Consider the following 22,810-nt stretch of genomic DNA (forward strand, 5'->3'; position numbering starts at 1 on the left):
CTTCCCGCGGCATCAAGGTTGGTGGGGGAGCAGACGGACCATCAGTCCGCTCGCCTCGGTGAGCAGCGCGCCATCCGAGCTTGTCATAGTGGCCTTGATGAAAACCTTCCGGCCCTCGATTCGGTCGATGCCACCCTGTGCGGTCAACGGCTCATCGATCGGGGTGATCTTGCGGTAGTCGACGTGCAGGTACGCCGTGCGGGTGGGACGAATATCCGCGCCCGTGACGACCATGCCGAGCAGCCAGTCATAGAACAACGGGATCATCCCGCCGTGCACCGCGTGGTTGCCACCGACGTGGGACTGGGTGAAGCGGCCGTGCATGGTGACGCCGTCGGGTCCGGCTTCGCTAAGGGTCCACGGCGGCATCAGAGGATGGCCCAGGCCGGGCAACTCCAGGACGCGGCCGGCCGGTACCTCCAGATCCGGCACTCGATGCGATTCCAGTAATGCACAAGCCTTTTCGATGTGGTCGGTCGCGGCGTCCCAGGCCGTCACGTCGGGTTTGGTGGAGACGGTGAGGTCCTGCAGGCGCCGCAGTGCGTTGATGTACCGCTCCAGCCCGGGTGGCGCGTCCAGCGGTCTGACGTCGGGAAATCCGCCCTGCCTCGCAGCAGCCCTCTCGGCCGTGTCGGTCATGACTTCCCTTCAGCCCATGCTTCGAGCAGTTTGTCGGTGCTGGTGATGGTGGGCAACGGCGACAGCGAGTTGGGGTTTCATGCGGAGGCGCTGACTTCCGGTGGCACGTCGTAGAAGTTCTGCGCCCATTTCCGCAGCGCCATATAACCTTTCGCATCCACCTTGGACAACGCCGGACGTTCTACGTATTTCTGATATCGCCAGATTTCCAGATCGTCGAAGACGGTAGACAAAAACTGCCGCTCGATGAGGTCACGCAACTTGCCCTCGGGTACGTCAGCGGTGTCGCCCGGGATCCGTGGCCACCAGATCGAGTAGAACAGGTCCGAACACTCATCGTCGACGGGCGTGCAGGTGAAGATCAGTCGGTGGTTCTGCGCGCCCTCGAAGACGCTGATCGCTCCGCCGAGACCGAACAGGTGGCTGTGGAACCGCAGCGCGAGATCGTCGGGGTTGTCGCTGCGCGCATCCGGCCAACCCGCGGTGAATTGCCATTCGGGTCCGACGATATTCCAGTCCAGCACCCTCGGCGTGACCGTGGCGTGGTGGACGTACTCGAAATGTGCACTGTCGGGCGCATTTTCGGCGACGATCTGTGGGTGCACGGGTTCGCGCTGCGCACGCCGGGAGAACTCCGGATACGCCCGGTAATAGCCCGCCGGGTCGGTCTCGAACTGCGGGAATTTCAGGAAGATATCCGGCATCTCCCACTGCGGTTCCTTGCCGTCGGGGTGATGCCAGGCGAACACGCAGTCGTACTGCTCCATCACCGGGTACGTCTTGAGCCTCAGCGCGCGGTTCGGCCGGTCAGGCTGGTAGGGGATGTACCGGTTGGTGCCGTCCGGGCCCCAGCGCCAGCCGTGAAACGGGCACTGCACACAATCGCCGACCACTATGCCGCCGTGGCCGATGTGCGCGCCGAGGTGCTTGCAGTGCGCTTCCAGGACATGGAGTTCACCGGACTCGTCGCGATAGGCGACCAAGTCTTCGCCGAAATAGTGCAGAGGACGGACCTCGCCCACCGGAAACTCGGGGGACCACCCGATCATGAACCACCCGGTGACCTTCCAGGTGAACGGAACCTTCACGCGGTCGCCTTCCGACTAGCGGCTGATACTTAATCCATTACAGTATAGATTTCAGCAGGTCGGCAAAATTTCGTCCAGCGCGGCAGGGGAGCGAGATGACTCAGGCGGCTCAAGAGGGCACCGCCGATCGAAGGCGTAGAAGGGGTTGCCACGATGCATCACTGCCACACCCTGGAGCTCATGCTCACGTCAGACACCACCGCGACTGGCAACTGGGCGATGGAAGACCTGCTGATATTCCCCGGCGCACGACGGCCAAGCGAGTGATAGGTAGGTGATTGGTGATGTCGTTGGCAACGCGCGGGCTAGGCATAACTCGTGAACTGGGTATGGTGCTGCCACGCACAATTTCTGGTTTGAACGCCGCAATCGGCGAGGCGGCTGCGACGGTCCCTGCCTCCCGCCGCGGTGTGCGCGAGTTCGGCGAGGTTTTCCTGGACGAGCTTGTGCTGACCGGCTTTTCGGTGTTGAACAATGGAATCCCGCCGATGGTGCGGACATTGGGCGGCTGCATCCCGGCGGCCGAGGAGTTGTCGGCCCTCGGCATCGACGGCGCGCATGCCGATCCGGCCCCGCTGCGGGTGCGCGACATCACGCGACGCCGGACTGCCAACTTCAAATACGAGAAGATGACGTTCGAGCACGATCCCGCGCTGCCGAAAGTGCTCGCGGACGAGGGATTTGGCGGCCCGTCGCGCGCGGCGGTGCACCTGTGCCGGCATCGTTCGCCCGGCCCGGATGGCCCGCGGCCCTGGTTGGTCTGGATTCACGGCGCCGGTCAAGGCAGGCCGGAAGACATGCTGATGTCGCGGATCGACCGGATCTATCACAAGCTGGGCTTCAACGTGGCGATGACCATTCAGCCCGGCCACGGTAGTCGGCGCGGGCATTGGCCGACGTACCCGGACATGGATCCGCTGGGCAATGTGGCGGGCATGATGCGGTCGGTGTCCGAGGCTCGCACCGTGGTGCGCTGGGCCCGCAAACAGGCCAGTGCCGTTGTCGTACTCGGTGTTTCGATGGGCAGTCCCGTTGCCGCATTGGTGTCGCACCTCGAGCGGAACATCGACGGGGTCGCGCTGTTGACGCCGATCCTAGGTCTCAACTCGATGATCGCCCGGCACCTGGACCGATCGGGTTCGTCGAAAAGCGAGTACCGCACACTGCTGCAGTCTGAGGTGGTTTCGCAACTGACCACGGTGATCGACCCGCTGCTGGCCGACCCGGCGCCGCCACCGCATCGCCGTCTGATCGTCGCCGCCCGGCACGACCGGATGGCGATGCTCGAACCGGCACTCGGCTTGCAGGAGAGGTGGAATGGCCAGCTGTACTGGTACGCCGGTGGCCACGTCAGCCATGTGATGTCCGGCCAGGTGCGTCAGGTCACCGAGCGCTTCCTGCGCGAGGTCGCGGGAGAAACTAGGGCAGGATGACCGTCCGGGTCACCGGTTCAGCGACGGCCTGCCGGCTGGACAGACTGCGCCGCAGCGAGGACAGCAGCGCGTCACGGGTCTCGCGGGGGTCGATGAGTTCGTCGAATCCCATACCTTCGGCCGACCGGTAAGAGGCTTGCAGCTCGGCGTTGCGCAGCTTGTCCGACAGATCCTCACCCGCGTGCGAGGCGCGACTGAGTGCCGCGGCACTCATGGCGCCCATGGTGGCGCCCGGGTAGGCAAAGGTCGCTGACTGGTGGTCGAAGCCGAGCAGCGACATCACCATGGAGCCGAAGCCGTACGCCTTGCGCAGCGTCACGTGCAGCTTGATCGTCGTCGCGGCGGTCTGGGCGGCGAACATCCGTCCGCCGCTGCGCAGCACGCCGCGGCGCTCTGACCGACTGCCCGGCAGCATGCCCGGGTTGTCGGCGAAGAAGACGATCGGCAAGTGGAAGGAATCGGCCACCAGGATGAAATGTGCTGCCTTGTCGGCGGCGTCGGCATCGATGGACCCGGCCAGCACCTGCGGCTGATTGGCGACGACGGCGACGGGATGACCGCCGAGGTGTGCCAGCGCGCAGATGATCGCCCGGCCGAACGTCGGCTGGACTTCGAACCAGTCCGGCCGGTCGAAGACCACGTCGAGCACCGCGCGCATGTCGTAGACCCGGCGGTTGTCGCGGGAGACGATGTTGAGCAGTTCCGGCGTGGGTCTCGGTTCGGACATCTCATCCGGCTCCAGCGAGGGTGGGTATGACCACGCACTGGGCGGAAAGTACGAGAGATAGCGGCGGATGTCGTCGATCACCGATTCGTCGTCCTCGGCGACGTTGTGGATCACCCCGCTGGGTAGCGCAACGTCGGGTCCGCCCAGATCTTCTTTCGAAATGTCTTCGCCTGTCGACTCTTTGACGACGGGCGGGCCCGCGGTGAAGATGGTGCCGTTTCGGCTCATGATCCGGAAGTCACACACCGGGGCAACGAGCGCGCCATGCCCGGCCGACGGCCCGAGTACCGCGGCTACGGTCGGCACCCGTCCCGAGCACTGGGTCTGGGCGAGCAGGTCGGTCGGCGAGCGACCGTAGTGTCCGCCGGTCGGCCGAAAGCCCGCGCCGTCCAACAGCATCACCAGCGGAACCCGGTCGCGCACTGCCAGTTCGGCGATCCGATACCGCTTGGAATTGCCCCCCGGGCCGATACTTCCGGCCAACGTGGTGAAGTCCTCCGCGCCGACCAGCACCGGTACGCCGTTGATCAAGCCCGAACCGGTGACGATCGCGTCGGCCGGGACCTCGCCGCCGACCAGGGTGCCCATTTCCCGGAAGGTCCCCGGGTCCAGCAGGCGGTCTATCCGGGCACGCGCATCCAATTTGCCCTTGGCGCGGTGCTTGTCGAGGCGTTCGGGTCCCCCCATGCCCACCGCGTGCTGACGGCGCCGGTCGAGATCCTCGAGCGTCTCCTGCCAGTCCTCGGATTTGGCCATGCCAGTCGTCCTCCCTCGCTGCCGGGCGGTCGCTACATCGTACGTGACGTTGACCCTACCGAATCGCTTACTGTAGCTTTTCCGTTTATGGTGCACGGGGGCTCGGAGCTGGCATCGGTACCGGGTCTGAAGATCGATGGCGGCATTCCCAACCGGCTGGATCGGGTGGTCGAGGCGGCCCGCGACCTCGAAGATCAGGGCTACGACGGCGGCTGGACGGCCGAGACCAGCCACGACCCGTTCCTGCCGCTGCTGCTGGCCGCCGAACATACGTCGCGCATCGACCTGGGCACCAATATTGCCGTGGCGTTCGCACGTAACCCGATGGTCGTGGCCAACCTGGGCTGGGACTTGCAGGCCTATTCGCAGGGCCGGTTCATCCTCGGGCTGGGCACCCAGATCCAGGCCCACATCGAGAAGCGTTTCAGCATGCCCTGGAGCCACCCCGCCCGACGGATGCGGGAGTTCGTGGCTGCGCTGCAGGCGATCTGGTCGACGTGGCAGGACGGCACCAAGCTGCGTTTCGAGGGGGAGTTCTACACCCACAAGATCATGACCCCGATGTTCACGCCCGAAGCCCATCCGCACGGTGTGCCAAAGGTGTTTCTGGCGGCGGTCGGCGAAGTGATGACGGAACTGTGTGGCGAAGTCGCCGACGGTCATCTCGGTCACCCGATGGTCTCGAAGCGCTACCTCACCGACGTGACGATGCCGATATTGCTGCGTGGCCTGGCTCGCTCCGGTCGTGACCGCGCCGACTTCGAAGTATCTGCCGAGGTGATGGTGGCAACCGGCACCGACGACGACGAACTGGCCACCGCCAAAGCGGCCACCCGCAAACAGATCGCCTTCTACGGCTCCACGCCGGCGTACCGCAAGGTACTCGAACTGCATGGCTGGGGCGACCTGCACGAAGAGTTGCATGGCCTCTCCAAGCAGGGCGAGTGGGACGCCATGGGGTCGCTCATCGACGACGAGATCCTGGGCACATTCGCGGTCGTCGGCCCGGTCGCCGAAGTCGGTGCCGCCCTGCGCAGCAGGTGTGAGGGCGTGGTCGACCGCGTGCTGCCGATCTTCTACTCAGCCTCGCGTGAGTGTATTCGCGCCGCACTGACGGAGTTTCGACCATGAGCGCGCCGACCAAGGATGAAGCCGCCAGGGTGCTGGCTGATCCTCAGGCCTACACCGACGAGCGGCGCCTGCATGCGGCATTGACCCACCTGCGCGCCACCGCGCCGGTGTCGTGGGTGGAAGTGCCGAATTTCCGGCCGTTCTGGGCGATCACCAAATACTCCGACGTCATGGACATCGAGCGCGCCAACACGCTGTTCACCAACTGGCCGCGGCCAGTGTTGGCGACCATCGAGGGCGACGAGATGCAGGCCGCCGCGGGCGTGCGCACCCTGATCCATCTGGACGACCCGCAGCACCGGGTGGTGCGTGCCATCGGTTCCGACTGGTTTAGGCCAAAAGCGATGCGGGCGTTGAAGGTTCGTATCGACGAGCTGGCCAAGAGCTACGTCGACAAGATGCTGGAAGTCGGGCCGGAATGCGACTTCGTCCAGGAGGTCGCGGTCAATTTCCCGCTCTACGTCATCATGACGCTGCTCGGCATCCCGGAAGCCGACTTCCCGCGCATGCTCAAGCTGACCCAGGAACTGTTCGGCGCCGATGACAGCGAATACAAGCGCGGCACCACCACCGAAGAGCAGCTACCGGCGCTGCTGGACATGTTCGGCTACTTCAACGGGGTCACCACCTCCCGGCGGGAGAAACCGACCGAGGATCTGGCATCGGCGATCGCCAACGCGCGCATCGACGGCGAGCCACTGTCGGATCTCGAGACGGTGTCCTATTACTTGATCGTGGCCACCGCCGGTCACGACACCACCAGCGCCACCATCTCCGGCGGGTTGCACGCGCTGATCGAGAACCCGGATCAGTTGCGGCGACTACGGGACGACCTCGGCCTGATGCCTCGGGCAACCGAGGAGATGATTCGCTGGGTCACCCCGGTCAGACACTTCATGCGCACTGCCACCGCCGACACCGTCGTGCGAGGAGTGCCCATCGCCGCGGGCGAATCCGTGCTGTTGTCGTACGTGTCCGCCAATCGGGATGAGGACGTATTCGACGACCCGTTCCGCTTCGACATCGAGCGTGCGGTCAACAAGCACGTGGCCTTCGGTTACGGAGTGCACTTCTGTATGGGTGCGGCGCTCGCCCGCATGGAAGTCGGCAGCTTCTTCGCCGAGTTACTGCCCAGGCTGAAATCCATTGAATTGAACGGTGATCCAGAATATGTCGCCGCGACATTCGTCGGTGGCCTCAAACACTTACCGGTGCGTTACTCGTTCGCCTGAGCCTGGCCATTAACCTTAAGCCTGGTTAAATTTCCGGTGGAGGTCACCAGTGATATGACGTCAAGGACGATTGTCATTACCGGCGCCAGCGATGGCATCGGAGCAGCGGCCGCGCGCCGCCTGCGCCAAAGCGGCGACAACATCGTTGTGATCGGCCGTTCGCAGCCCAAGACCGCGGCCGTCGCCGCGGAGTTGGACGCCGACCATTTCGTCGTCGACTTCGCCGACCTGGCCCAGGCGCGGGCGTTGGCGGACAAGCTCAAATCCGCGTACCCGCGTATCGACGTGCTGATCAACAACGCCGGCGCCATGGGAACCAAGATCCACCTGACTCCCGACGGTTACGAGCACACCTACCAGGTCAATTATCTGGCGCCGTTTCTGCTGACCACCCAACTCATGGACGTGCTGGTCGATTCCCGCGCCACCGTCGTCAATACGACCAGCTCGTCGCACCTGCTGGTGCTGCGGGCGTCCGTCGACGACCTGGAGAACACCGCGAGTCGACGTCCCAGCACTGCCTATGCACTGTCCAAGCTGGCCATCGTGCTGTTCACCAAGGAAATGCACCGGCGCTACGAACGCGGCGGACTGTCCGTGGCGACCGTGCACCCCGGCTACGTCAACTCCAACTTCGGGCCGGCCTCGGGATCGCGGTTCCTGGCGTTCATGGACAGGTACACACCGACCGAGCGGTTCACCGCGTCGTCGGAGGAGGGCGCCGAGCAGTTGATCTGGCTGGCATCGAGCCGGCCCGGCGTGGATTGGGCTGCGGGCGAATATTATTCGCGGCACAAGATCGCCAGAGCCAACCGCTTGGCCAGGAATCCCCAGCTGGCCGGCGAGCTCTGGGAACGCACGCTGGCCACGGTCGCAAAGCATTAGCGGGCCAGCCCGCTGGCGCGCAGCACCGCGCACAGCGCGTCCACCGCGGCGCCGAACGCGTGCTCTGCCGGCGTACCGAAGTTGACGACGATGCCGTCCTCGGGCGCATCCCGGCCCGTGGCGTCGGAATCAGCCGCCGGATGACGGAACCAGGACAGCCCGGCCAGCGCCACCCCCGCACCTGCCGCCCGGCGCAGCACATTGTGCTCGGCTCCGTCCGGCAGCGTCAGCAGCAGGTGCAGTCCGGCGGGTAGTCCGGCGACGCCGACGTCGAATCCCTGCAGCGCTTCGAACAGCACTTCGCGCCGGCGCCGATATACGGCCCGCATCCGGCGGATGTGCTTGTCGTACTGCCCGCAGGTGATGAAGTCGGCCATCGTCAGCTGATCGATCCCGTTCACGTAGAACTGCTGACCGCCGCCCGCGGCGACGACGTCGTCGACCAACTCGTCGGGTAGAACCATCCATCCCAACCGCAGCACCGGCGCCAGAGTCTTGCTGACCGACCCCAGATAGGCCACCCGGTTGGGATCAAGCCCCTGCAGCGCACCGACGGGCTGTCGGTCATAGCGGAACTCGCCGTCGTAGTCGTCTTCGATCACGTATCCGCGTGTTCGTCGTGCCCACGTCAGCACTGCGGTGCGCCGCGAAGGGGCCAGAAAGACACCGTGCGGGAACTGGTGGGCTGCGGTGATCAGTGCCGCCGGTGTATCCAGGCTATCGAGTTCGGAGACCTTCGCGCCGAGTTCGTCGACACCGATCGGGGCGGTTGTCCCGCCCAACGCCGCGATGGCTTCCCGGAAAACGAAGAGGCCGTCCACCTCGACGGCGATCGGTCGCGGCCCACTGAACACCCGGGTCAGCAGTTCGACGCCGTGGCGGGTACCGGCACAGATCACGATGGAATCGGGCGACGTGCGCACCCCGCGCGCACGGCCCAGGTACTCGGTGAGCGCCTCGCGCAGCAGCGGGTGGCCGCGTGGATCACCATGAGCCAGAGCCGAATTGGGCGCCTCGGTCAGGGCTCGTCGGGCCGACGCCAGCCATTGGGTCCGCGGGAAGGCGGATACATCCGGGGTGCCGGGCATCAGGTTGTGCCGGGACACGCCGGCGGTGCCCCGGGGACGTACCGGTTCGGCCGGCCGCCCGGCATTGACCACCCAGGTCCCTGAACCCTGCCGCGAAGCCAGCCAGCCTTCGGCGACCAACTCGGCGTACGCCTCGGCCACGGTGTTTCGGGCCAGGCCCAGATCAGCGGCAAGCGTTCGGGCCGGGGGAAGCACGGTGTTCACCGCCAACTGACCCGACCGAACGGCGTCGCGCAGCGCGCCGATCAGCATTTCGCGCACGCCTCGGGCGCCGGGGCGGACCGCCTCGCGCAGGTTCAGATGCAGGTCGCGCCCGCCTGAATTGGCCCACGAAGTCACGTCAATATTGCACCATGAACTTGGGCTTTTGCCGAATAGCATCGAAGTATGACCAACACACTGGAACACCAGACCGAAGACCGCGTGAAGATGTACCGGGTATCGCCGGAGGTCTATAAGGCAATGCTGGAACTGACCAACGCGGCGTCGCAAGACGTCGATCCCGACCTGCACGAGCTGATCAAAATCCGTGCCTCACAGCTGAACGGCTGTGCCTTCTGCCTCGACATGCATACCCACGACGCACGCAAGCGCGGCGTCAGCGAACAGAAGCTCACCCTGGTTTCTGTCTGGGAGGACACCGGAGATTTGTTCAGCGAGCAGGAGCAGGCCGCACTGGCGCTGACCGAGGAGATCACCGAACTCACCGGGCGCGGCCATGTCTCCGACGCGGTCTACAACCGGGCCGCGACCGCGTTCTCCGAGCGCGAGCTCAGCCAGGTGATCGCGGCAGTCATGACGATCAATGCGTGGAACCGGATTGGGGTCGCTACCCGGCTCTCACCACCGAGGCGGTAATACTGGATGCGGTACCGGAAGGGGAATTCGTGCTGGGTGTTCATCACGCCGCAATCTGTACTGCCGACATCGGACAGGCTCTTCGCTTCTGGCGAGACGGGCTGGGTTTGACCGAGTTGTTCGACCACACCTTCACCGGTGACTGGCCAGAACTGTTCGGAGCCAAGACAGATCAGCTGAGATCGATCTTTCTCGGCGATCCCCAGGCGCCCGACGGCGGCATCGTCGAGTTGGTGGAGTTCTTCGGCGCCGGCGAAGCGGCGGCGACGAAGACCGAGCCCCGGCACGGATTCTTTCTGCTGTCACTCGAGCGCGACGTCGACACCACCCTGTCCGCACTGGCCGACCTGGGGTTCACCGATGGTGTCCGCCAGATCACCATGCCGGCTCCGGCCGGAAAGACCGTTCCCATGGCCGTGATCACCGCGCCGGACGGCGTACTGGTCGAACTGATCGGACCCGCGGCATGAGCGCCACGACAGCTCTGGTGACCGGCGGTGGCTCCGGAATTGGGAAGGCCACTGCAGCGCTGCTGCGCGAGGCCGGCTACGACGTCGTGACGTGGGACCTCAAGGACGGCGATATCGATTGCGATATCAGCGATTCCGACGCCGTCGCGGCGGCAATGGAACAAACCATCCAACAGCACGGCGTGCCCACGCGGGTCGTTGCGTGCGCGGGCATCGGGTCATCGGGCCTGCTGCTGAATCTGCCACTCAAAGAGTGGGATCGGGTGCTGTCGGTCAACCTCACCGGCACCTTCTACACGATCCGGGCGGCCGCGCAAGCCATGATCGGCGCGGAACTGGAAGGCTCGATCGTGGTGGTCTCGAGCATCAGCGGCACCGTGGCCGATCGCGATATGGGCGCCTACTGCGTATCGAAGGCCGGCCTGGACATGCTGATCAAGGTGGCGGCTGCGGAGTGGGGTATCAGCGGCATCCGGGTCAACGCGCTTGGGCCCGGTGTTACCCGGACGCCGATGCTGCCCAACGCCGAGGGGTGGCCGTCCGGCTGGGTCGACGGCATCGCCAAGCGGACGGCGTTGCGTCGCCTGGGTGAGCCCGAGGACGTGGCCGAAGCCATCGTGGGTGTTCTTGAAATGTCTTGGGTGACTGGGCAAGTGGTGCACGCCGACGGTGGTCTTGCCCTGCACAGTCCGATCGATTCGTACGGGCAGGTCGAGAAGCTGATGAGGTTGAAGAAGCTGAAGGAACTCCACGAGCAGAGGCAAAAAGCTCAAGAGGCTTAGTGGCAATTGGCGAAGGTGGCAGAGGCGACGACCTTGGGGTGATGGCGGGTCGTTTGCTCTTCTCGGTGCAAGGCGAACTCTTTCAGCGTTTGCGCGACGAGGGCTTCAATGACATCGTGCCGCGCCATGGCGTGGTGTTGGCGTATCTGCGGCCTGAGGGCATCCGCGGCACCGAGCTGGCGCGTCTGTCCGGCCAACTGAAGCAAGTCGTGGGCGTCATCGTCGATGACCTCGAAAAGCTGGGTTACGTCGAACGAACGCCCGATCCGGAAGACCGTCGAGCCAAGCTGATCGTGCCGACCGCGCGCGGACGCAAGCAGATGTCGGCTGCCGACTCCATCATGGCCGATATCATGAAACGGCACTCGCGCAACCTCGGCGCGGCGAACTTCCGGCAGTTTCTTGCTGATTTCCGCACCGTCATCGCACATCAGCGCGCCTTTGACACACCGGCCTCCGGCGAGTAGTAAGTTATTTTGATAGTAAGTTTTGTTTACTACTTTGTGGAGGGGCATCTTGAAGATCGGCATCGTCGTTGGATCAATCCGGCAGGGTCGTAAAGGGGCGGACGTCGCCGACTGGGTGGCCACGCGTGCGGCCGAAGTCGCGGACGCAACATTCGAGGTGCTCGATCTCAAAGAGTTCGATCTGCCGTTCATGACGTCGTCGACGTTGCCTGCCATGGCGAATCGGCAGTACGAATCGGACGAAGTGACGCGCTGGAGCAAGGCCGTGGACGCCTGCGACGGCTTCATTTTTGTCAGCCCGGAATACAACTATGGCCTTCCGGGTGCTTTCAAGAACGCCGTCGACTCGCTTGGGCCGGAATGGAATCAGAAGACGGTAGGTTTCGTCGCATACGGCGCCGACGGTGGCAGTCGGGCCATCGCGCAGTGGCGCCAGGTCGTCGCCAATTTCGAGATGCTCGACGTACGCGCGGCCGTGGGCCTTTCGATTTTCCGCGAGTTCGACGAGACCGGTTTCGTTCCGGAGCAGCGTCGCGCCGATGAACTGAAGGTGCTTCTGGGTCAACTCATTTCGCTGACGGGGAAGGTCCGTGGGCCGCGCTAGTCGAGACCGTAATCGATTACGCCCCGGACGATTTCACCGTTGAGCAGGTCGGCGTAGGCGTCATTGATCTCATCGAGGCGGTAGCGCCGGGTGATCATCTCGTCCAACTGCAACTGCCCGGTCTGATACAGCCTGGCCAGGCGGGCTACGTCGGCTTTGGCGTTGCAGGAGCCGAAGATGGTGCCGGCCAACGTCTTGTTCATCAGGATGAAGTCCTGCAGATCGATGTTCACCTTGTGCGTCAGTTGGGACGTCATTCCGGTCAGCACACAGGTGCCACCCTTGCGGGTGAGCTTCACCGCGTCGCGGACGTCGTCGGCGGTGATCAGTGAAGGCGACACCACCACGGAATCGGCCATCACCCCATAGGTCAAGTCGCGTACCAGGTCCAGGGCCTCGCCCACCGATGCGACGCTGTGCGTGGCGCCGAACTGCAACGCCGACTTCTGTTTGAACTCCACCGGGTCGACGGCGACGATCTGCGCCGCGCCGTTGATTCGGGCGCCCTGGATGGCGCCCGTGCCGATGCCGCCGGCGCCGATGACGACCACGACGTCGCCGCCACGGACGTTGGCCCGATTCGCCGCCGACCCGTAACCGGTCGGGATTGCACAGGAGAGCAGCGCGCTCGGCACCAGCGGCAGGTGCTGCTCGATCTTCACCAGCGAATTCACCGACACCACAGTGTATTCGGCGAAGGCACCGACTTTGGCCAGGTGGCCCAGTGGGCGTCCGTCGGAGGTGTGATGGCGGAACGTTCCATCGGTAGGCATGCCCGGGACCATGGTGCCAATACCCTTGTCGCACAGGTACTCCATGCCGGTCGCACACCACCGGCATTGTCCGCAGACGGCGACGAATGTCATCACCACGTGGTCGCCGACCGCGAAATCGGTTACACCGTCGCCAATTTCGCGCACGATTCCCGAGCCCTCGTGCCCGCCGATCATCGGAAACATGGTGGGTAGCCCAAGCGATGCCAGCACTTCGTTGGGTGCGGACATGTCGCCCTTGAGGATGTGGTCGTCGGAGTGGCACAACCCGGCGGCCGCGACCTGGATCAGGGCCTCGCCGGCACGCGGCGCATCGAGCTCGAACTCTTCGACCGACCACGGCCCGCCGACGTCGTGCAGGATCGCGCCCCGGCTTTTCATGCGAGAGGGGTGAAGGTGACGGGCAGCTTGTTGGGGGAGCGGAAGATGAGCCCGACGATCTTGGACTCCTCGCCGGTTCCGTCGTCGGATTGCAGGGCCAGGTTCTCCACCCGGTCGAACAGGCTGTTCAGCATCACCCGCGTCTCCATCCGGGCCAGGTGCATGCCGAGGCACATGTGGATCCCGCCGGCGAAGGCGATGTGGGCCTGGCGCTTGCGCCGAATGTCGAAGGTGTCGGCATTGGGCCAACGGGTCTCGTCGCGGTTGGCCGACCCCATGCACATGTCGACCTGCGCTCCGGCCGGGATGGTCTTGCCGCCCATTTCGATTTCTTCGGTGGTGGTCCGCATGACCATGGTCAGCGGAGTTTCGTAGCGCAGGCCCTCCTCCATGGCCGCCGGTATCAGGGACCGATCCTCGTAGACCATCTGCAGTTGCTCGGGGTGGGTCAGCAGCGCGTAGAGCAGGTTGCCCGACGAGCGGTACGTGGTTTCCAGGCCGGCGGGCAACAGCAGGCGCAGGAACGCGATGATGGCTTCATCGGTGAGCCTCTCGCCGTCGATCTCGGCAGTGCACAGGTCGCCGATGATGTCGTTGGTGGGCTTGCGGCGACGTTGTTCGACCTGGTTTTGGAAGTACCCGTGCAACTCTGCCGCTGCGGTCAGCCCCGCCATGATGTCGGTCGGGATCGAGATGATGTCGAGCGAGAGACGTCGAAACAGGTCGAGATCCTCGGGTGGCAATCCGAGCAGTTCGGAGATGATTCGGGTGGGAAACTCGAACGTCAGCGCCTTGACCAGGTCGGCGTGGCCGTCGTTCTTGATCTCGTCGATCAGCTGGTCGCAGACCGGCCCGATCACCGAGGGTTCCCAGCGTTCCAGCGCTGTAGCCCGGAATGCCTTGGCCACCAGGCTGCGATGGTCGTGGTGCTCCTTGCCGCCCATCGCCAAGATGGTGTGGCCCATGACCAGACCAATGGTTTTGTCGTACTCGGCCGAGGTGAAGATGCGGTCATCCCGAAAGCCTTGGAACACGCCGTCGTAGCCGAACAACACCCACTCGTCGCTCGGCCGCAGTTCCTCCGGCATTTGCTCGGAGTCCATGAAAGAGCCATGCCAGACCGGGTCGGTGTGCCGCATCTGCTCGAAGAATGGATACGGGCTGGTTTCCCCGGTCATGTCGAGGGTGATGGGCGCGCCGCCCGGGTCAGTGCTGAGCGTCATCAGCGCTCCTCTCTGAGCAACCGAGTTAGCCCGTGCACGCGGGCCGGATGACGGATTGTCGCTATCATAATATAAATAGCAACTAAGCCCAACGACGGGCGGTCGTAGTACAGCGGGAGGCGGTGACCGGGTGCCGCAGCGTCAACTTGTGTGTTCCCTGGACGAGCTACCACCTGGGACAATGAAGCTGGTAGACGTCGGAAAATTCGGAGTGGGCGTGTACAACGTGGCCGGTTCGCTATACGCAATCGTGAACTACTGTTCGCACGAGGGCGCGCCGCTGTGTCTCGGACTGGTGGGCGGCACCAACGAATTCGCCCCTGGCGAAGTCGACCGGCTACGTCGCGTCCGTGACGGCCAGATCGTCCGATGTCCTTGGCACAATTGGGAATTCGATATCACGACGGGCCGTAACGTCGCCGACCCGAGCAGGCGCATCCGCACCTATCAGGTGGACGTCACTGACGGGGAGGTGTACGTCACCGCATGATCAGCCCGATCATCGATACGAATGTGCAGCCGCACTTCCGCTACAACGCCGAGATTCGGCGATATCTCCCGGCGCCGCACAAGCTGAGGTCGATCCCCGATGTGGAACAGCAGTGGTACCAGGCGCCCGGGGGCGATTACCGCGAGGATCTCTATGGCGACGGGTACCCGGGCTCTGATCCCGACACCGTTGTTCGGCATCTGTTCGACGAAGCCGGGGCGAGTTACGCGATTCTGAACCCGCTCACCCGCGGCAACATTGCCGACTATCTGCTGAACAGCCGGATCTGTGCCGCGGTGAACGACTGGCTGCTGGATCGGTGGCTGGATGCCGACACGCGGTTCCTGGGGTCGATCCGGGTCAATCCGGAAGACCCCAGGGGAGCCGTCGCCGAGATCGAACGCCTGGCCGGCCACCCGAAGTTCGTCCAGGTCGGCGTGCCGATGCAGTCACGGGAGCCCTATGGCAAACCGATGTTCGAGCCGATCTGGGAGGCCGCCGCCGCGCACGGGTTACCGGTGGCGGTGCACATCAACGGCGGCAACGGTGTCGACCACGCACCCACGTTCGCCGGGCACGCCCACACCTACCCGGGCTACGCGGCGTTCATGCCGCTCAACTACTTCGTCCACTTGGCCACCCTGATCGTCGAGGGCACCTTCGGCCGGCATCCGGATTTGAAGTTCGTGTTCGCCGACGGCGGCTACGACATCCTGACGCCGCTGATGTGGCGGCTGGACACGTTCTGGTTGTCGATGCGCGATCAGACCCCGTGGGTGGACCGTTATCCCAGCGAATATCTGCCGGGCCACGTGCGATTCTGTTCCTCGGCGTTTGACGGTGCCACCGATCCAGGGCAGATGCAGCGCTGGATGGAGTTCTCCGGCAAGGCCGATCTGGTGATGTACGGATCGGGCTACCCGCACTGGTCGACGACGGTGCCCGAGGTGGCGGCCGGCGGGCTGGATGCCGAGCAACGCGCAAAAGTGTTGTGGCAGAACGCCAGTGAGTTGTATGGATTGACAGTAAGTGAAGGAAGTGCGCCATGACGATCGTTGAACCCCTGGACGTCCGAGCCGACCAGCAAGAGATTGCAGTGGCCGTCGTCGACACCGATGTGCACCCGCTGCCAGTTTCGGGCGAGGTGCTCAAGGCCTACGCTCCGGCCGAATGGGTGGACAAGATCTGGCCGAGGGGCAACGCGGTTTCGGCGGTGCCGCATTTCTACGACACCCCGGATTCCTACAAGACCATGTCGTTGCGAATGGACTCGCACCCGCCGAACGGTGGTGTCGCCGGCAGCGACCCGGACTTCGCGGCACAGCAGCTGCTCGTCGACGCCGGCGTGCACATCGCATCCCTGGAGCCGATGTGCGACGCCCAGTTGCCGCAGGCCGAGCATGTGCTGAAGTCGACCTACAACGACTGGCTGGCCGACGTCTGGCTGGACAAGCACAACGCGCACGGACGCTGGCGTGGCTCGATCAGCGTGAGCGCGCAGACACCCGAGGAGTCCGCACGCGAGGTCGAGCGCTGGGCGGGCCATCCGTATATGCACCAGGTGCTGATGACCCCGCAGACTCGCGGAATCCCGTTCGGCAACCCGCATTTCGATCCGCTGTACGCTGCGGCGGCACGCAACGGCCTGCCGATCGCCACCCATCTGATGGGGCAGACACCGTTCGAACTGATCCCGCTGTACCCGGTCGGCAACCCGGCGCACTGGCACGACTTCTTCGCGGCCTGGCCGCTGCTGTACGTGTCGCATCTGATGAGCCTGGTATTCGACGGCGCGTTCGACCGTCATCCCGACCTGCGGGTGGTGTTCATCGAGGGCGGGTTCACCTGGGCCATGCCCGTGATGACCCGAATGGACCGGATCTGGGAAGCGCGACGCGGCGATCTGCCGCATGTGCGGCGCCCTCCGTCGGAGTACGTCCGCGAACACGTTCGGTTCACCACTCAGCCGCTCGAGGACGCCGACACCGTGCAGTTCCGCGAATACCTGCAAATGATGGACCTGGCCGACTGCGTCATGTTCTCGACGGACTATCCGCACTGGAGCTACGACTCGCCGATGTATGCGATCAACCGGTTCCCCCGCGACCAACGGGAGCGGATCATGTGCGGCAACGCGATCGCGCTGTACGGACTGCCGTCGACCGTCAAGGCCCTGCCCGGAGAACGTGTTGGCGGCGGTGGCGCGATCACCGCTTGAAACCCTCATCCGCGAATACGACGAAAAGTGGTCGACGCTGGATTTCGCCGGCGTGGCCGATCTGTGGGTACGCGAGGACCCGCCGCCGGTCTACATCGGTGACGAATACCCGGCTCCGCTGGTCGGCGCCGACCAACTCGACCGGCACTGGGCGCGAGTCGGTAGCCGCCTACGGTCGGCGTCGGTGGCATCCGAACTCTGGTCGGTCGACGTGCTGGCCGGGGGATGGGCGCGCTGCGTTCTGTTGAGCCGATGGAGCTTCACCGGACTCGAATCCGACACTCCAAGGGACGGAACCAGCTGGATCACCTGGCTGCTCGCGACCCGAGACGCGAGGTACCGCATCTTCCACCACATGGAGTCGCAGGTCTACTTTGTAGAGGGTTTACACCCGAGCCGGAACGTCGAGCCGGAAGATAAGAGGGCATGACAGAAACGAATCTGACACGGCCGCAGGGCCTTAGCCGACTCGATCCGTCGGTGCGCGAGACCGCTGCGGAACTGGGCGTCGTCGAATTCAGCGCTGAGTCCCTGGCTGGCGAGCGAGAGCACGCCAACCGACTGGCCGCCGAGCGCGCTGCCTCCGTCGCCACGGACGGGGTGATCGTCGAATCGCGGTCCATCGCGGGACCGGACGGCGGGCAGCTGGGCATCCGGCTCTATCAGGGCGACACCGAGTCGGATGCACCCGTCGTGCTGTACGCCCATGGCGGCGGTTTTGTCACCGGGAATCTGGACACCGACCACGCGCATTGCGTGGATCTGGCGCGTGACGCGAATTGCCTGGTGGTGTCGGTGGACTACCGGCTCGCACCGGAAAACCCGTGTCCCGCAGCGCTCGACGACGTCGACACGGCGCTGCGATGGGTGGTCGACAACAGCGTCGAACTGAACGTGGATGCAACCCGCCTCGCGGTCATGGGCCGTGACGCCGGCGCCGCTCTGGTCGCGTGCCTGGCGCAACGGATGTTCGACAGCGAAGGTCCCGCGATTCTGATGCAGATCCTGCACCAGCCGATGCTCGATGCCGACGCGACGCCCTCACGCCGTGAATTCCAGCGCACACCCGGTCTCAACGGTCCGGCGGTGAGCCGGGCGTGGGGCCACTACCTGGGCCACACCACCACTCCCAGCAGCAACCACGTCCCGGCCCAACGCACGAATCTGGAGGGGCTGCCGCCCACCTACATCAGCTGCTCTGAGATCGATCCCTGCCGGGACGAAGCCATCGACTACGCGAATCGTCTGCTGCATGCCTTCGTGCACACCGAATTGCGCGTTGTGGCGGCCACGTTCAATGGCTTCGATTCGGCGGTGCCGGATTGGATCGTTTCGCAGGAGAACCGGGCTGTGCACGCGCAGTCGTTGCGCCGCGTGTTCACGGTGTAACTAGCGGTAGCAAGCGGGTTGACCGCCTCCTGCTAGATCGGCGTGAACTTGGTGATCAACCATTTCCCGTCGACCAGTGCCATATTCACCAGCACACTGCTGGCTGACATCGAGGGATCTGGGCTGTCCTTGGTGGTGGTGCTCTGGTCGACAAAAATCAGGACGACGGCCGAGGTGGGGTGCAGCTCCTGAACCGCGGCACGCATCACGTGAGCCGAGGTCTTCAGGTTCTTCTGCTTGGCCGCCGGTGCCACGATCTGCTTGGTGAACTGGTCGTAGTAGGACAGGAAGTCTCCGGACAGGTGTGCCCGGGCGGTCGCGAAGTCCTTGTCGAGCGAGTCCGCTGAGTACGACAGCAGCGCGACCGTTCCGTCGGAGGCCGCACCGATCGCCGCGCGGGCGACGGCGGGGCTGGTCTCCTGGTCCGGCTCGTGGTACTGGAAGTACAGCCACAGCGCCACACCGCCGCTGATCACCGCAAGCACGATCAGAATCACCGGAATCGGCTTGACGCTGATCTGCCGTTGCCAGATGTTGCGGATGTTCGGCTTGGGCTTGGCTGGTTCCTTATCGGCGTCGGCCGCCTTGACCTTTGTCGTGACGCTTTCGTCCGGGTCGACTTCGGCTTTGGGTTCGGGGTCGACGTTCTCCGCGTCGGAGTTCACGGAAGGGTCATCGGTCGCGGTGGCGATCACGGTAGTTTGAGATTCGTCGGGGACGTCTTCCTTGGTCAAGTCGACGTCGCGCACGTTATCGCTCACGGTACGAACTCAACTTTCGACATCTTGTACTGTCCGTCCTCTTCGGTCACGGTCACTCGGAGCCGCCAGGTACGCGGTTCGTCCTTGGCGCCCGTCGAATTGGTGACGCGCGAGCTCGCCGCGACCAACACCTGCGCCGTATGGCCGTCCATGGATTCGACGGCGGCGGCATTCACGGTTCCTTCGGTGACCACCTTGGACTGCTCGACCACCTTGGTGAAATCGGTCGCGCGCTGTTGGAAGTCGTCGCGAAATTCGCCGGTGGAACTGTCGATCACCCGCTGGACGTCGTCCTTGGCCTTCTTGTAATCCAGCGAGGTCATGTTGACTACGCCCTGCTTGGCTCCGGCGATGAAGGCCGCGGATTTGTCTTGCCGCTCGGAGGCGTCCTGGTGCTGCCAAACGAAGAAGCAGCTGATGCCGATGAAAACGCAGATCAACAGGGCCGCGGCGATCTGAGCGATCGTGGTGAGATTCGGGACTCGCAGCGACTTGCGCAGCCTGTCCACCCGAGACAACGGCTGCGGGGGTCCCGAAGGCTTGGCTTCGCTGTAGTTCTCCGACTCGTCGTAGTTCTGGGACTCGTCGTAGTCAGCCGACTCGTCGTACTCGGCCGACTCGTCGTACTCCTCCGCGTCGTCGTCGTAGTACTCGTACTCGTCGTCCGACTCGTCTTCGTAGTACTCGGCCTCTTCCAGTTCCTGGGCTGCTGCCGCCGCGGCGAGCGCTTCACGGCGCAACCGGGCTGCCCGGGCCTTGGCGCGGGCCGCAGCCGCGAGTGCCTCGGCCTCGGCCGCCTCGGCCTCGACCTCGGCCAACTCCAGTTCGTCGACGCTCGAAATTGCCGCGTCGTCGTTCGTGTCAGCCATTGCGGCCACCGCTCGTCATTATCGACTGAACTCCCGTATCTCTTACGGTATTGCCCATTGCTAATATCGGAGTCGCCAGCGAATTCCGACAAGGACCGATCAGGCGGATGAAAAGCCACCCAAACTTGCCCCGTTACTTCCTTCGCACCAGCGGAGGAAGCCCATGGGACGTCCGGCCGGCATCATGACCGCTGTCGACTCTCCCGAAAAGATACTCTTTACCTCCACCAGCGAAGCATTTCTGGCCAAACAAGCGTCACTGCGTCATGTGCGGGAACTGCACGCGGCGGGCTCATCATTCGATCCGGCGTGGTGGCGGCGGGCCACTGAACTCGGGTGGACCGGGCTACTGGTCCCCGAGGAACTGGGTGGGGGCAGCGTCTCAGGCGACGGAGTCTCGGATCTGGCCATGATTGCCGAACTGCTCGGCAAAACAGTTGCGCCTGGACCGCTGTACCCGGTCAGCACCGTGCTCGCCGCCCTGGTGGGTTGCTCCGAACGCGATGCGCATTCGGAGTTGATCGACGCGCTGATGTCTGGTGAGAAGGTGGCCTCGTGGGCGGTTTCGGAGCCGAAGCGCGGGTGGGCGCCGCTGGAGCCGACGGTCACGGCGAGCCAAACCGACTCTGGTTTCCGCATTGACGGCACGAAGGACAGAGTCGAAGCCGGCGCTCAGAGCGCGGTGCTGTTGGTGGTGGCGCGTTGCGACGAAGGCGTCCGCCAATTTCTGGTTCCAGCGGATGCGCCCGGAGTGCGAATTTTGCCCCAGCAGTCGATCGACTTGGTCAAGCAGTATGCGCGGGTGGAGTTCGACGGAGTGGTGGTGCAAGCCGCTGCTGCTGTCGGCAGCGCGGCCGAGACCGCCGCTCTGATCGACCGGCAAAGCCAGATCGCCCAGGTGCTGCAGTGCGCCGAGGTGGTCGGTGTGCTGGAAACCGTCTTCGACTTCACCGTCCAGTGGGCCTTCGATCGGCACAGCTTCGGCCGTCCGCTGGCGTCCTACCAGGCGCTCAAACACGGGTTCGCGGATATGAAGATGTGGCTCGAGGCTTGCCGCGCCACAACCGCTGCCGCCGTCGCTGACGTCGCCGCCGGTGCGCCCGACGCGGGCCTTTCGGCGAGCATCGCGAAGTCTTATGTCGGTGAAATGGCCGGCCAGATCGTGCAGCAGTGCGTGCAGATGCATGGCGGCATCGGTGTCACCTGGGAGCACGACCTGCACCTGTATTTGAGGCGAATCACGTTGTACCGGGCCATGTTCGGCACCCCCGAAGAGCACAACATCCGGGTGTTTCAGGCGTCGCTCCGATGACCGCTGCTGAATCGGTCGCTGAGTTCGCCGCCCGGGCTCGCGCCTGGTTGGCGGACAACATGCCGGGCATCGATCCCGAAACTCCGCCGGCGATGCCGCGTGACGCGGAACGATCCTGGCAACGAGCCCGAGACTTGCAAAAGCGCCTCTACGCAGGCGGATTCGCGGGCATCTGCTTCCCGCGTGAGTACGGCGGCCTGGGCTTGGACTATGAGTATCAGCGGGCATTCGACGTGGAATCCCTCAACTACGAGATGCCGCTGATCCTCAACGTCCCGACCTTCGCCATCTGTTGTGCCACCTTGCTCGACACCGGCAACGAAGAGCAGAAGAAGCAGCGCATCGGCGCTGCGTTGCGTGGCGACGAAGTCCTGGTGCAGTTGTTGTCGGAACCCAGCGGTGGATCGGATCTCGCCGGCGTCATCACCAAGGCCGAGCGCGACGGCGACCGGTGGGTGATCAATGGCGCCAAGACCTGGAGCACCAGCGCGTTCGCCGCCGACTATGGATTGTGCCTGGCCCGCACCAAATGGGACGTGCCCAAACACGATGGCCTCACCATGTTCCTGGTGCCCATCAACCACCCGGGAATCACGCTGCGGCGCATCACTCAGGTGAACGGCGGATCGGAGTTCTGCGAGGAGTTCCTCGACGGGGTGGACGTCGGCGATGACGCCGTAGTCGGCGAGGTGAACGGCGGCTGGGCGGTGGCGTCGCGGCAGCTGTACCACGAACGTCGTGCGGTGGGTCAGGGTTCGGAATTCGCCAGCGGGTCCGGCCACGAGGGCGGGCACACCACGCCGGTGGATTATGCCGAACTCGCGGCCAAGACCGGCCAGGCCGACAGCGAGCGAGTGCAGGAGTTGGCCGGCCGCGTGCTGGTGCGCCGCGCCGTCGCCGAGCAATTGATCAGCCACGTCTCGCGTAGCGTCCGGGACGGCACCTTGCCGCCCGCCGGCGGGACGCTGATCCGGCTGTTCCACGCCGAGACCGTGATGTTGGACATGGATGCCGCGCTGGCGATCGGGGGCGCGGCCGGTGTTGTCGGGGACGTCGATAACGGGCTGCAGACCGGGTTGCGGTACCTGTCGCGGCAGTCGGTCGCCATCGGCGGCGGCACCACCGAGATGGCTCGCAACGTAATCGGCGAGCGGGTGCTCAACTTCCCTCGCGAACACGCCGCGGATCGGGGAGTGCCGTTCAACCAGGTGCGGCACGGCCGAGCGCGCTGAGG

At 64.6% G+C, this 22,810-nt stretch carries 24 protein-coding genes and 1 pseudogene; 17 read left to right on the forward strand and 8 right to left on the reverse strand.

Annotation, left to right across the window (positions count from 1 at the left end):
* Window positions 1–12 precede the first annotated feature (12 nt).
* Both ACZY1I_RS31210 and ACZY1I_RS31215 read right to left on the reverse strand, forming a co-directional pair.
* Window positions 13–639 (reverse strand): PaaI family thioesterase, encoded by a 627-nt coding sequence (locus ACZY1I_RS31210; RefSeq protein WP_463761439.1) that lies wholly within the window; start codon window positions 637–639, stop codon window positions 13–15.
* Between the two features lie 77 nt (window positions 640–716).
* On the reverse strand, window positions 717–1,727 hold the full coding sequence (locus ACZY1I_RS31215; RefSeq protein ID WP_463761441.1) for a Rieske 2Fe-2S domain-containing protein: 1,011 nt from the start codon (window positions 1,725–1,727) through the stop codon (window positions 717–719).
* A gap of 132 nt (window positions 1,728–1,859) precedes the next feature.
* On the opposite strand from ACZY1I_RS31215, the pseudogene ACZY1I_RS31220 reads away from it, so the two are divergent.
* Window positions 1,860–1,970, forward strand: a pseudogene (locus ACZY1I_RS31220) (nuclear transport factor 2 family protein); the annotation flags it as partial.
* Window positions 1,971–2,011: 41 nt separating this feature from the next.
* Window positions 2,012–3,160, forward strand: a complete 1,149-nt coding sequence (locus ACZY1I_RS31225; RefSeq protein WP_463761442.1) for an alpha/beta hydrolase — start codon at window positions 2,012–2,014, stop codon at window positions 3,158–3,160.
* On the opposite strand, the gene ACZY1I_RS31230 is transcribed toward ACZY1I_RS31225, so the two are convergent.
* Window positions 3,147–4,643: an acyl-CoA carboxylase subunit beta gene (locus tag ACZY1I_RS31230; protein WP_463761443.1), complete on the reverse strand. Its 1,497-nt coding sequence runs from the start codon at window positions 4,641–4,643 to the stop codon at window positions 3,147–3,149. The genes ACZY1I_RS31225 and ACZY1I_RS31230 overlap by 14 nt on opposite strands.
* A gap of 87 nt (window positions 4,644–4,730) precedes the next feature.
* On the opposite strand from ACZY1I_RS31230, the gene ACZY1I_RS31235 reads away from it, so the two are divergent.
* Genes ACZY1I_RS31235 through ACZY1I_RS31245 form a run of 3 tightly spaced genes read left to right on the forward strand, consistent with a single transcriptional unit; the run spans window position 4,731 to window position 7,891 of the window.
* Window positions 4,731–5,774 (forward strand): LLM class F420-dependent oxidoreductase, encoded by a 1,044-nt coding sequence (locus ACZY1I_RS31235; RefSeq protein WP_463761445.1) that lies wholly within the window; start codon window positions 4,731–4,733, stop codon window positions 5,772–5,774.
* Entirely contained in the window at window positions 5,771–7,006 is a 1,236-nt protein-coding gene (locus ACZY1I_RS31240) for a cytochrome P450 (protein ID WP_463761446.1), read from the forward strand. The genes ACZY1I_RS31235 and ACZY1I_RS31240 overlap by 4 nt, the downstream gene beginning before the upstream one ends.
* A gap of 54 nt (window positions 7,007–7,060) precedes the next feature.
* Complete coding sequence (locus ACZY1I_RS31245) at window positions 7,061–7,891, forward strand: SDR family NAD(P)-dependent oxidoreductase (RefSeq protein WP_463761447.1); 831 nt, start codon at window positions 7,061–7,063, stop codon at window positions 7,889–7,891.
* Here ACZY1I_RS31245 and pdxR read toward each other — a convergent pair.
* Window positions 7,888–9,318, reverse strand: a complete 1,431-nt coding sequence (pdxR, locus tag ACZY1I_RS31250) for a MocR-like pyridoxine biosynthesis transcription factor PdxR (RefSeq protein WP_463761448.1) — start codon at window positions 9,316–9,318, stop codon at window positions 7,888–7,890. The two genes, ACZY1I_RS31245 and pdxR, sit on opposite strands and share 4 nt — an antisense overlap.
* Window positions 9,319–9,366: 48 nt before the next feature.
* On the opposite strand from pdxR, the gene ACZY1I_RS31255 reads away from it, so the two are divergent.
* Genes ACZY1I_RS31255 through ACZY1I_RS31275 form a run of 5 tightly spaced genes read left to right on the forward strand, consistent with a single transcriptional unit; the run spans window position 9,367 to window position 12,160 of the window.
* Window positions 9,367–9,837 carry a carboxymuconolactone decarboxylase family protein gene (locus tag ACZY1I_RS31255; protein ID WP_463761449.1) on the forward strand — a complete coding sequence of 157 codons (471 nt, stop codon included), beginning with the start codon at window positions 9,367–9,369 and terminating at the stop codon, window positions 9,835–9,837.
* Window positions 9,789–10,307, forward strand: coding sequence for a VOC family protein (locus ACZY1I_RS31260; protein WP_463761450.1), 519 nt, complete (start codon window positions 9,789–9,791; stop codon window positions 10,305–10,307). The genes ACZY1I_RS31255 and ACZY1I_RS31260 overlap by 49 nt, the downstream gene beginning before the upstream one ends.
* On the forward strand, window positions 10,304–11,089 hold the full coding sequence (locus ACZY1I_RS31265) for an SDR family NAD(P)-dependent oxidoreductase (RefSeq protein ID WP_463761451.1): 786 nt from the start codon (window positions 10,304–10,306) through the stop codon (window positions 11,087–11,089). The genes ACZY1I_RS31260 and ACZY1I_RS31265 overlap by 4 nt, the downstream gene beginning before the upstream one ends.
* Window positions 11,089–11,556 carry a MarR family winged helix-turn-helix transcriptional regulator gene (locus tag ACZY1I_RS31270; RefSeq protein WP_463761453.1) on the forward strand — a complete coding sequence of 156 codons (468 nt, stop codon included), beginning with the start codon at window positions 11,089–11,091 and terminating at the stop codon, window positions 11,554–11,556. The genes ACZY1I_RS31265 and ACZY1I_RS31270 overlap by 1 nt, the downstream gene beginning before the upstream one ends.
* Window positions 11,557–11,605: 49 nt before the next feature.
* Window positions 11,606–12,160 (forward strand): NADPH-dependent FMN reductase, encoded by a 555-nt coding sequence (locus ACZY1I_RS31275; protein WP_463761455.1) that lies wholly within the window; start codon window positions 11,606–11,608, stop codon window positions 12,158–12,160.
* Here the strand turns inward: ACZY1I_RS31275 and ACZY1I_RS31280 are convergent.
* Window positions 12,157–13,314, reverse strand: a complete 1,158-nt coding sequence (locus ACZY1I_RS31280) for a Zn-dependent alcohol dehydrogenase (RefSeq protein ID WP_463761456.1) — start codon at window positions 13,312–13,314, stop codon at window positions 12,157–12,159. The genes ACZY1I_RS31275 and ACZY1I_RS31280 overlap by 4 nt on opposite strands.
* Window positions 13,311–14,537: a cytochrome P450 gene (locus ACZY1I_RS31285; protein WP_463761457.1), complete on the reverse strand. Its 1,227-nt coding sequence runs from the start codon at window positions 14,535–14,537 to the stop codon at window positions 13,311–13,313. The genes ACZY1I_RS31280 and ACZY1I_RS31285 overlap by 4 nt, the downstream gene beginning before the upstream one ends.
* Window positions 14,538–14,685: 148 nt before the next feature.
* Here ACZY1I_RS31285 and ACZY1I_RS31290 point away from each other — a divergent pair, with 148 nt between their 5' ends.
* From ACZY1I_RS31290 to ACZY1I_RS31310, 5 genes are read left to right on the forward strand one after another with little or no spacing between them, the layout of a single operon-like run.
* Window positions 14,686–15,027, forward strand: a complete 342-nt coding sequence (locus ACZY1I_RS31290; RefSeq protein ID WP_463761459.1) for a Rieske (2Fe-2S) protein — start codon at window positions 14,686–14,688, stop codon at window positions 15,025–15,027.
* Window positions 15,024–16,076: an amidohydrolase family protein gene (locus ACZY1I_RS31295; protein WP_463761460.1), complete on the forward strand. Its 1,053-nt coding sequence runs from the start codon at window positions 15,024–15,026 to the stop codon at window positions 16,074–16,076. Before ACZY1I_RS31290 ends, ACZY1I_RS31295 begins: the two co-directional genes overlap by 4 nt.
* Window positions 16,073–17,245: an amidohydrolase family protein gene (locus ACZY1I_RS31300; protein WP_463761461.1), complete on the forward strand. Its 1,173-nt coding sequence runs from the start codon at window positions 16,073–16,075 to the stop codon at window positions 17,243–17,245. The genes ACZY1I_RS31295 and ACZY1I_RS31300 overlap by 4 nt, the downstream gene beginning before the upstream one ends.
* Window positions 17,226–17,675, forward strand: a complete 450-nt coding sequence (locus ACZY1I_RS31305; RefSeq protein WP_463761463.1) for a hypothetical protein — start codon at window positions 17,226–17,228, stop codon at window positions 17,673–17,675. The genes ACZY1I_RS31300 and ACZY1I_RS31305 overlap by 20 nt, the downstream gene beginning before the upstream one ends.
* Window positions 17,672–18,634 (forward strand): alpha/beta hydrolase, encoded by a 963-nt coding sequence (locus tag ACZY1I_RS31310; RefSeq protein WP_463761465.1) that lies wholly within the window; start codon window positions 17,672–17,674, stop codon window positions 18,632–18,634. The genes ACZY1I_RS31305 and ACZY1I_RS31310 overlap by 4 nt, the downstream gene beginning before the upstream one ends.
* 32 nt (window positions 18,635–18,666) lie before the next feature.
* Here ACZY1I_RS31310 and ACZY1I_RS31315 read toward each other — a convergent pair whose 3' ends face one another.
* Window positions 18,667–19,395, reverse strand: a complete 729-nt coding sequence (locus tag ACZY1I_RS31315; RefSeq protein ID WP_463761466.1) for a hypothetical protein — start codon at window positions 19,393–19,395, stop codon at window positions 18,667–18,669.
* The gene (locus ACZY1I_RS31320) at window positions 19,392–20,264 is read right to left on the reverse strand and encodes a hypothetical protein (protein ID WP_463761467.1); all 873 of its coding nucleotides are present in this window, start codon (window positions 20,262–20,264) and stop codon (window positions 19,392–19,394) included. The genes ACZY1I_RS31315 and ACZY1I_RS31320 overlap by 4 nt, the downstream gene beginning before the upstream one ends.
* 184 nt (window positions 20,265–20,448) lie before the next feature.
* Between ACZY1I_RS31320 and ACZY1I_RS31325 the strand changes: the two genes are divergently transcribed.
* Window positions 20,449–21,576: an acyl-CoA dehydrogenase family protein gene (locus ACZY1I_RS31325; protein WP_463761534.1), complete on the forward strand. Its 1,128-nt coding sequence runs from the start codon at window positions 20,449–20,451 to the stop codon at window positions 21,574–21,576.
* Entirely contained in the window at window positions 21,573–22,808 is a 1,236-nt protein-coding gene (locus tag ACZY1I_RS31330) for an acyl-CoA dehydrogenase family protein (protein WP_463761469.1), read from the forward strand. Before ACZY1I_RS31325 ends, ACZY1I_RS31330 begins: the two co-directional genes overlap by 4 nt.
* Window positions 22,809–22,810 lie beyond the last annotated feature (2 nt).

Source organism: Mycobacterium sp. IDUB_37 (genome assembly GCF_055419245.1).

Coding starts and splice junctions, on each gene's coding strand:
- ACZY1I_RS31225 (WP_463761442.1), top strand. CDS start 2,012: ATGTCGTTGGCAACGCGCGGGCTAGGCATAACTCGTGAACTGGGTATG.
- ACZY1I_RS31310 (WP_463761465.1), top strand. CDS start 17,672: ATGACAGAAACGAATCTGACACGGCCGCAGGGCCTTAGCCGACTCGAT.
- ACZY1I_RS31230 (WP_463761443.1), bottom strand. CDS start 4,643: ATGGCCAAATCCGAGGACTGGCAGGAGACGCTCGAGGATCTCGACCGG.
- ACZY1I_RS31320 (WP_463761467.1), bottom strand. CDS start 20,264: ATGGCTGACACGAACGACGACGCGGCAATTTCGAGCGTCGACGAACTG.
- ACZY1I_RS31240 (WP_463761446.1), top strand. CDS start 5,771: ATGAGCGCGCCGACCAAGGATGAAGCCGCCAGGGTGCTGGCTGATCCT.
- ACZY1I_RS31265 (WP_463761451.1), top strand. CDS start 10,304: ATGAGCGCCACGACAGCTCTGGTGACCGGCGGTGGCTCCGGAATTGGG.
- ACZY1I_RS31235 (WP_463761445.1), top strand. CDS start 4,731: ATGGTGCACGGGGGCTCGGAGCTGGCATCGGTACCGGGTCTGAAGATC.
- ACZY1I_RS31300 (WP_463761461.1), top strand. CDS start 16,073: ATGACGATCGTTGAACCCCTGGACGTCCGAGCCGACCAGCAAGAGATT.
- ACZY1I_RS31245 (WP_463761447.1), top strand. CDS start 7,061: ATGACGTCAAGGACGATTGTCATTACCGGCGCCAGCGATGGCATCGGA.
- ACZY1I_RS31210 (WP_463761439.1), bottom strand. CDS start 639: ATGACCGACACGGCCGAGAGGGCTGCTGCGAGGCAGGGCGGATTTCCC.
- ACZY1I_RS31325 (WP_463761534.1), top strand. CDS start 20,449: ATGACCGCTGTCGACTCTCCCGAAAAGATACTCTTTACCTCCACCAGC.
- ACZY1I_RS31285 (WP_463761457.1), bottom strand. CDS start 14,537: ATGACGCTCAGCACTGACCCGGGCGGCGCGCCCATCACCCTCGACATG.
- ACZY1I_RS31295 (WP_463761460.1), top strand. CDS start 15,024: ATGATCAGCCCGATCATCGATACGAATGTGCAGCCGCACTTCCGCTAC.
- ACZY1I_RS31280 (WP_463761456.1), bottom strand. CDS start 13,314: ATGAAAAGCCGGGGCGCGATCCTGCACGACGTCGGCGGGCCGTGGTCG.
- ACZY1I_RS31330 (WP_463761469.1), top strand. CDS start 21,573: ATGACCGCTGCTGAATCGGTCGCTGAGTTCGCCGCCCGGGCTCGCGCC.
- ACZY1I_RS31255 (WP_463761449.1), top strand. CDS start 9,367: ATGACCAACACACTGGAACACCAGACCGAAGACCGCGTGAAGATGTAC.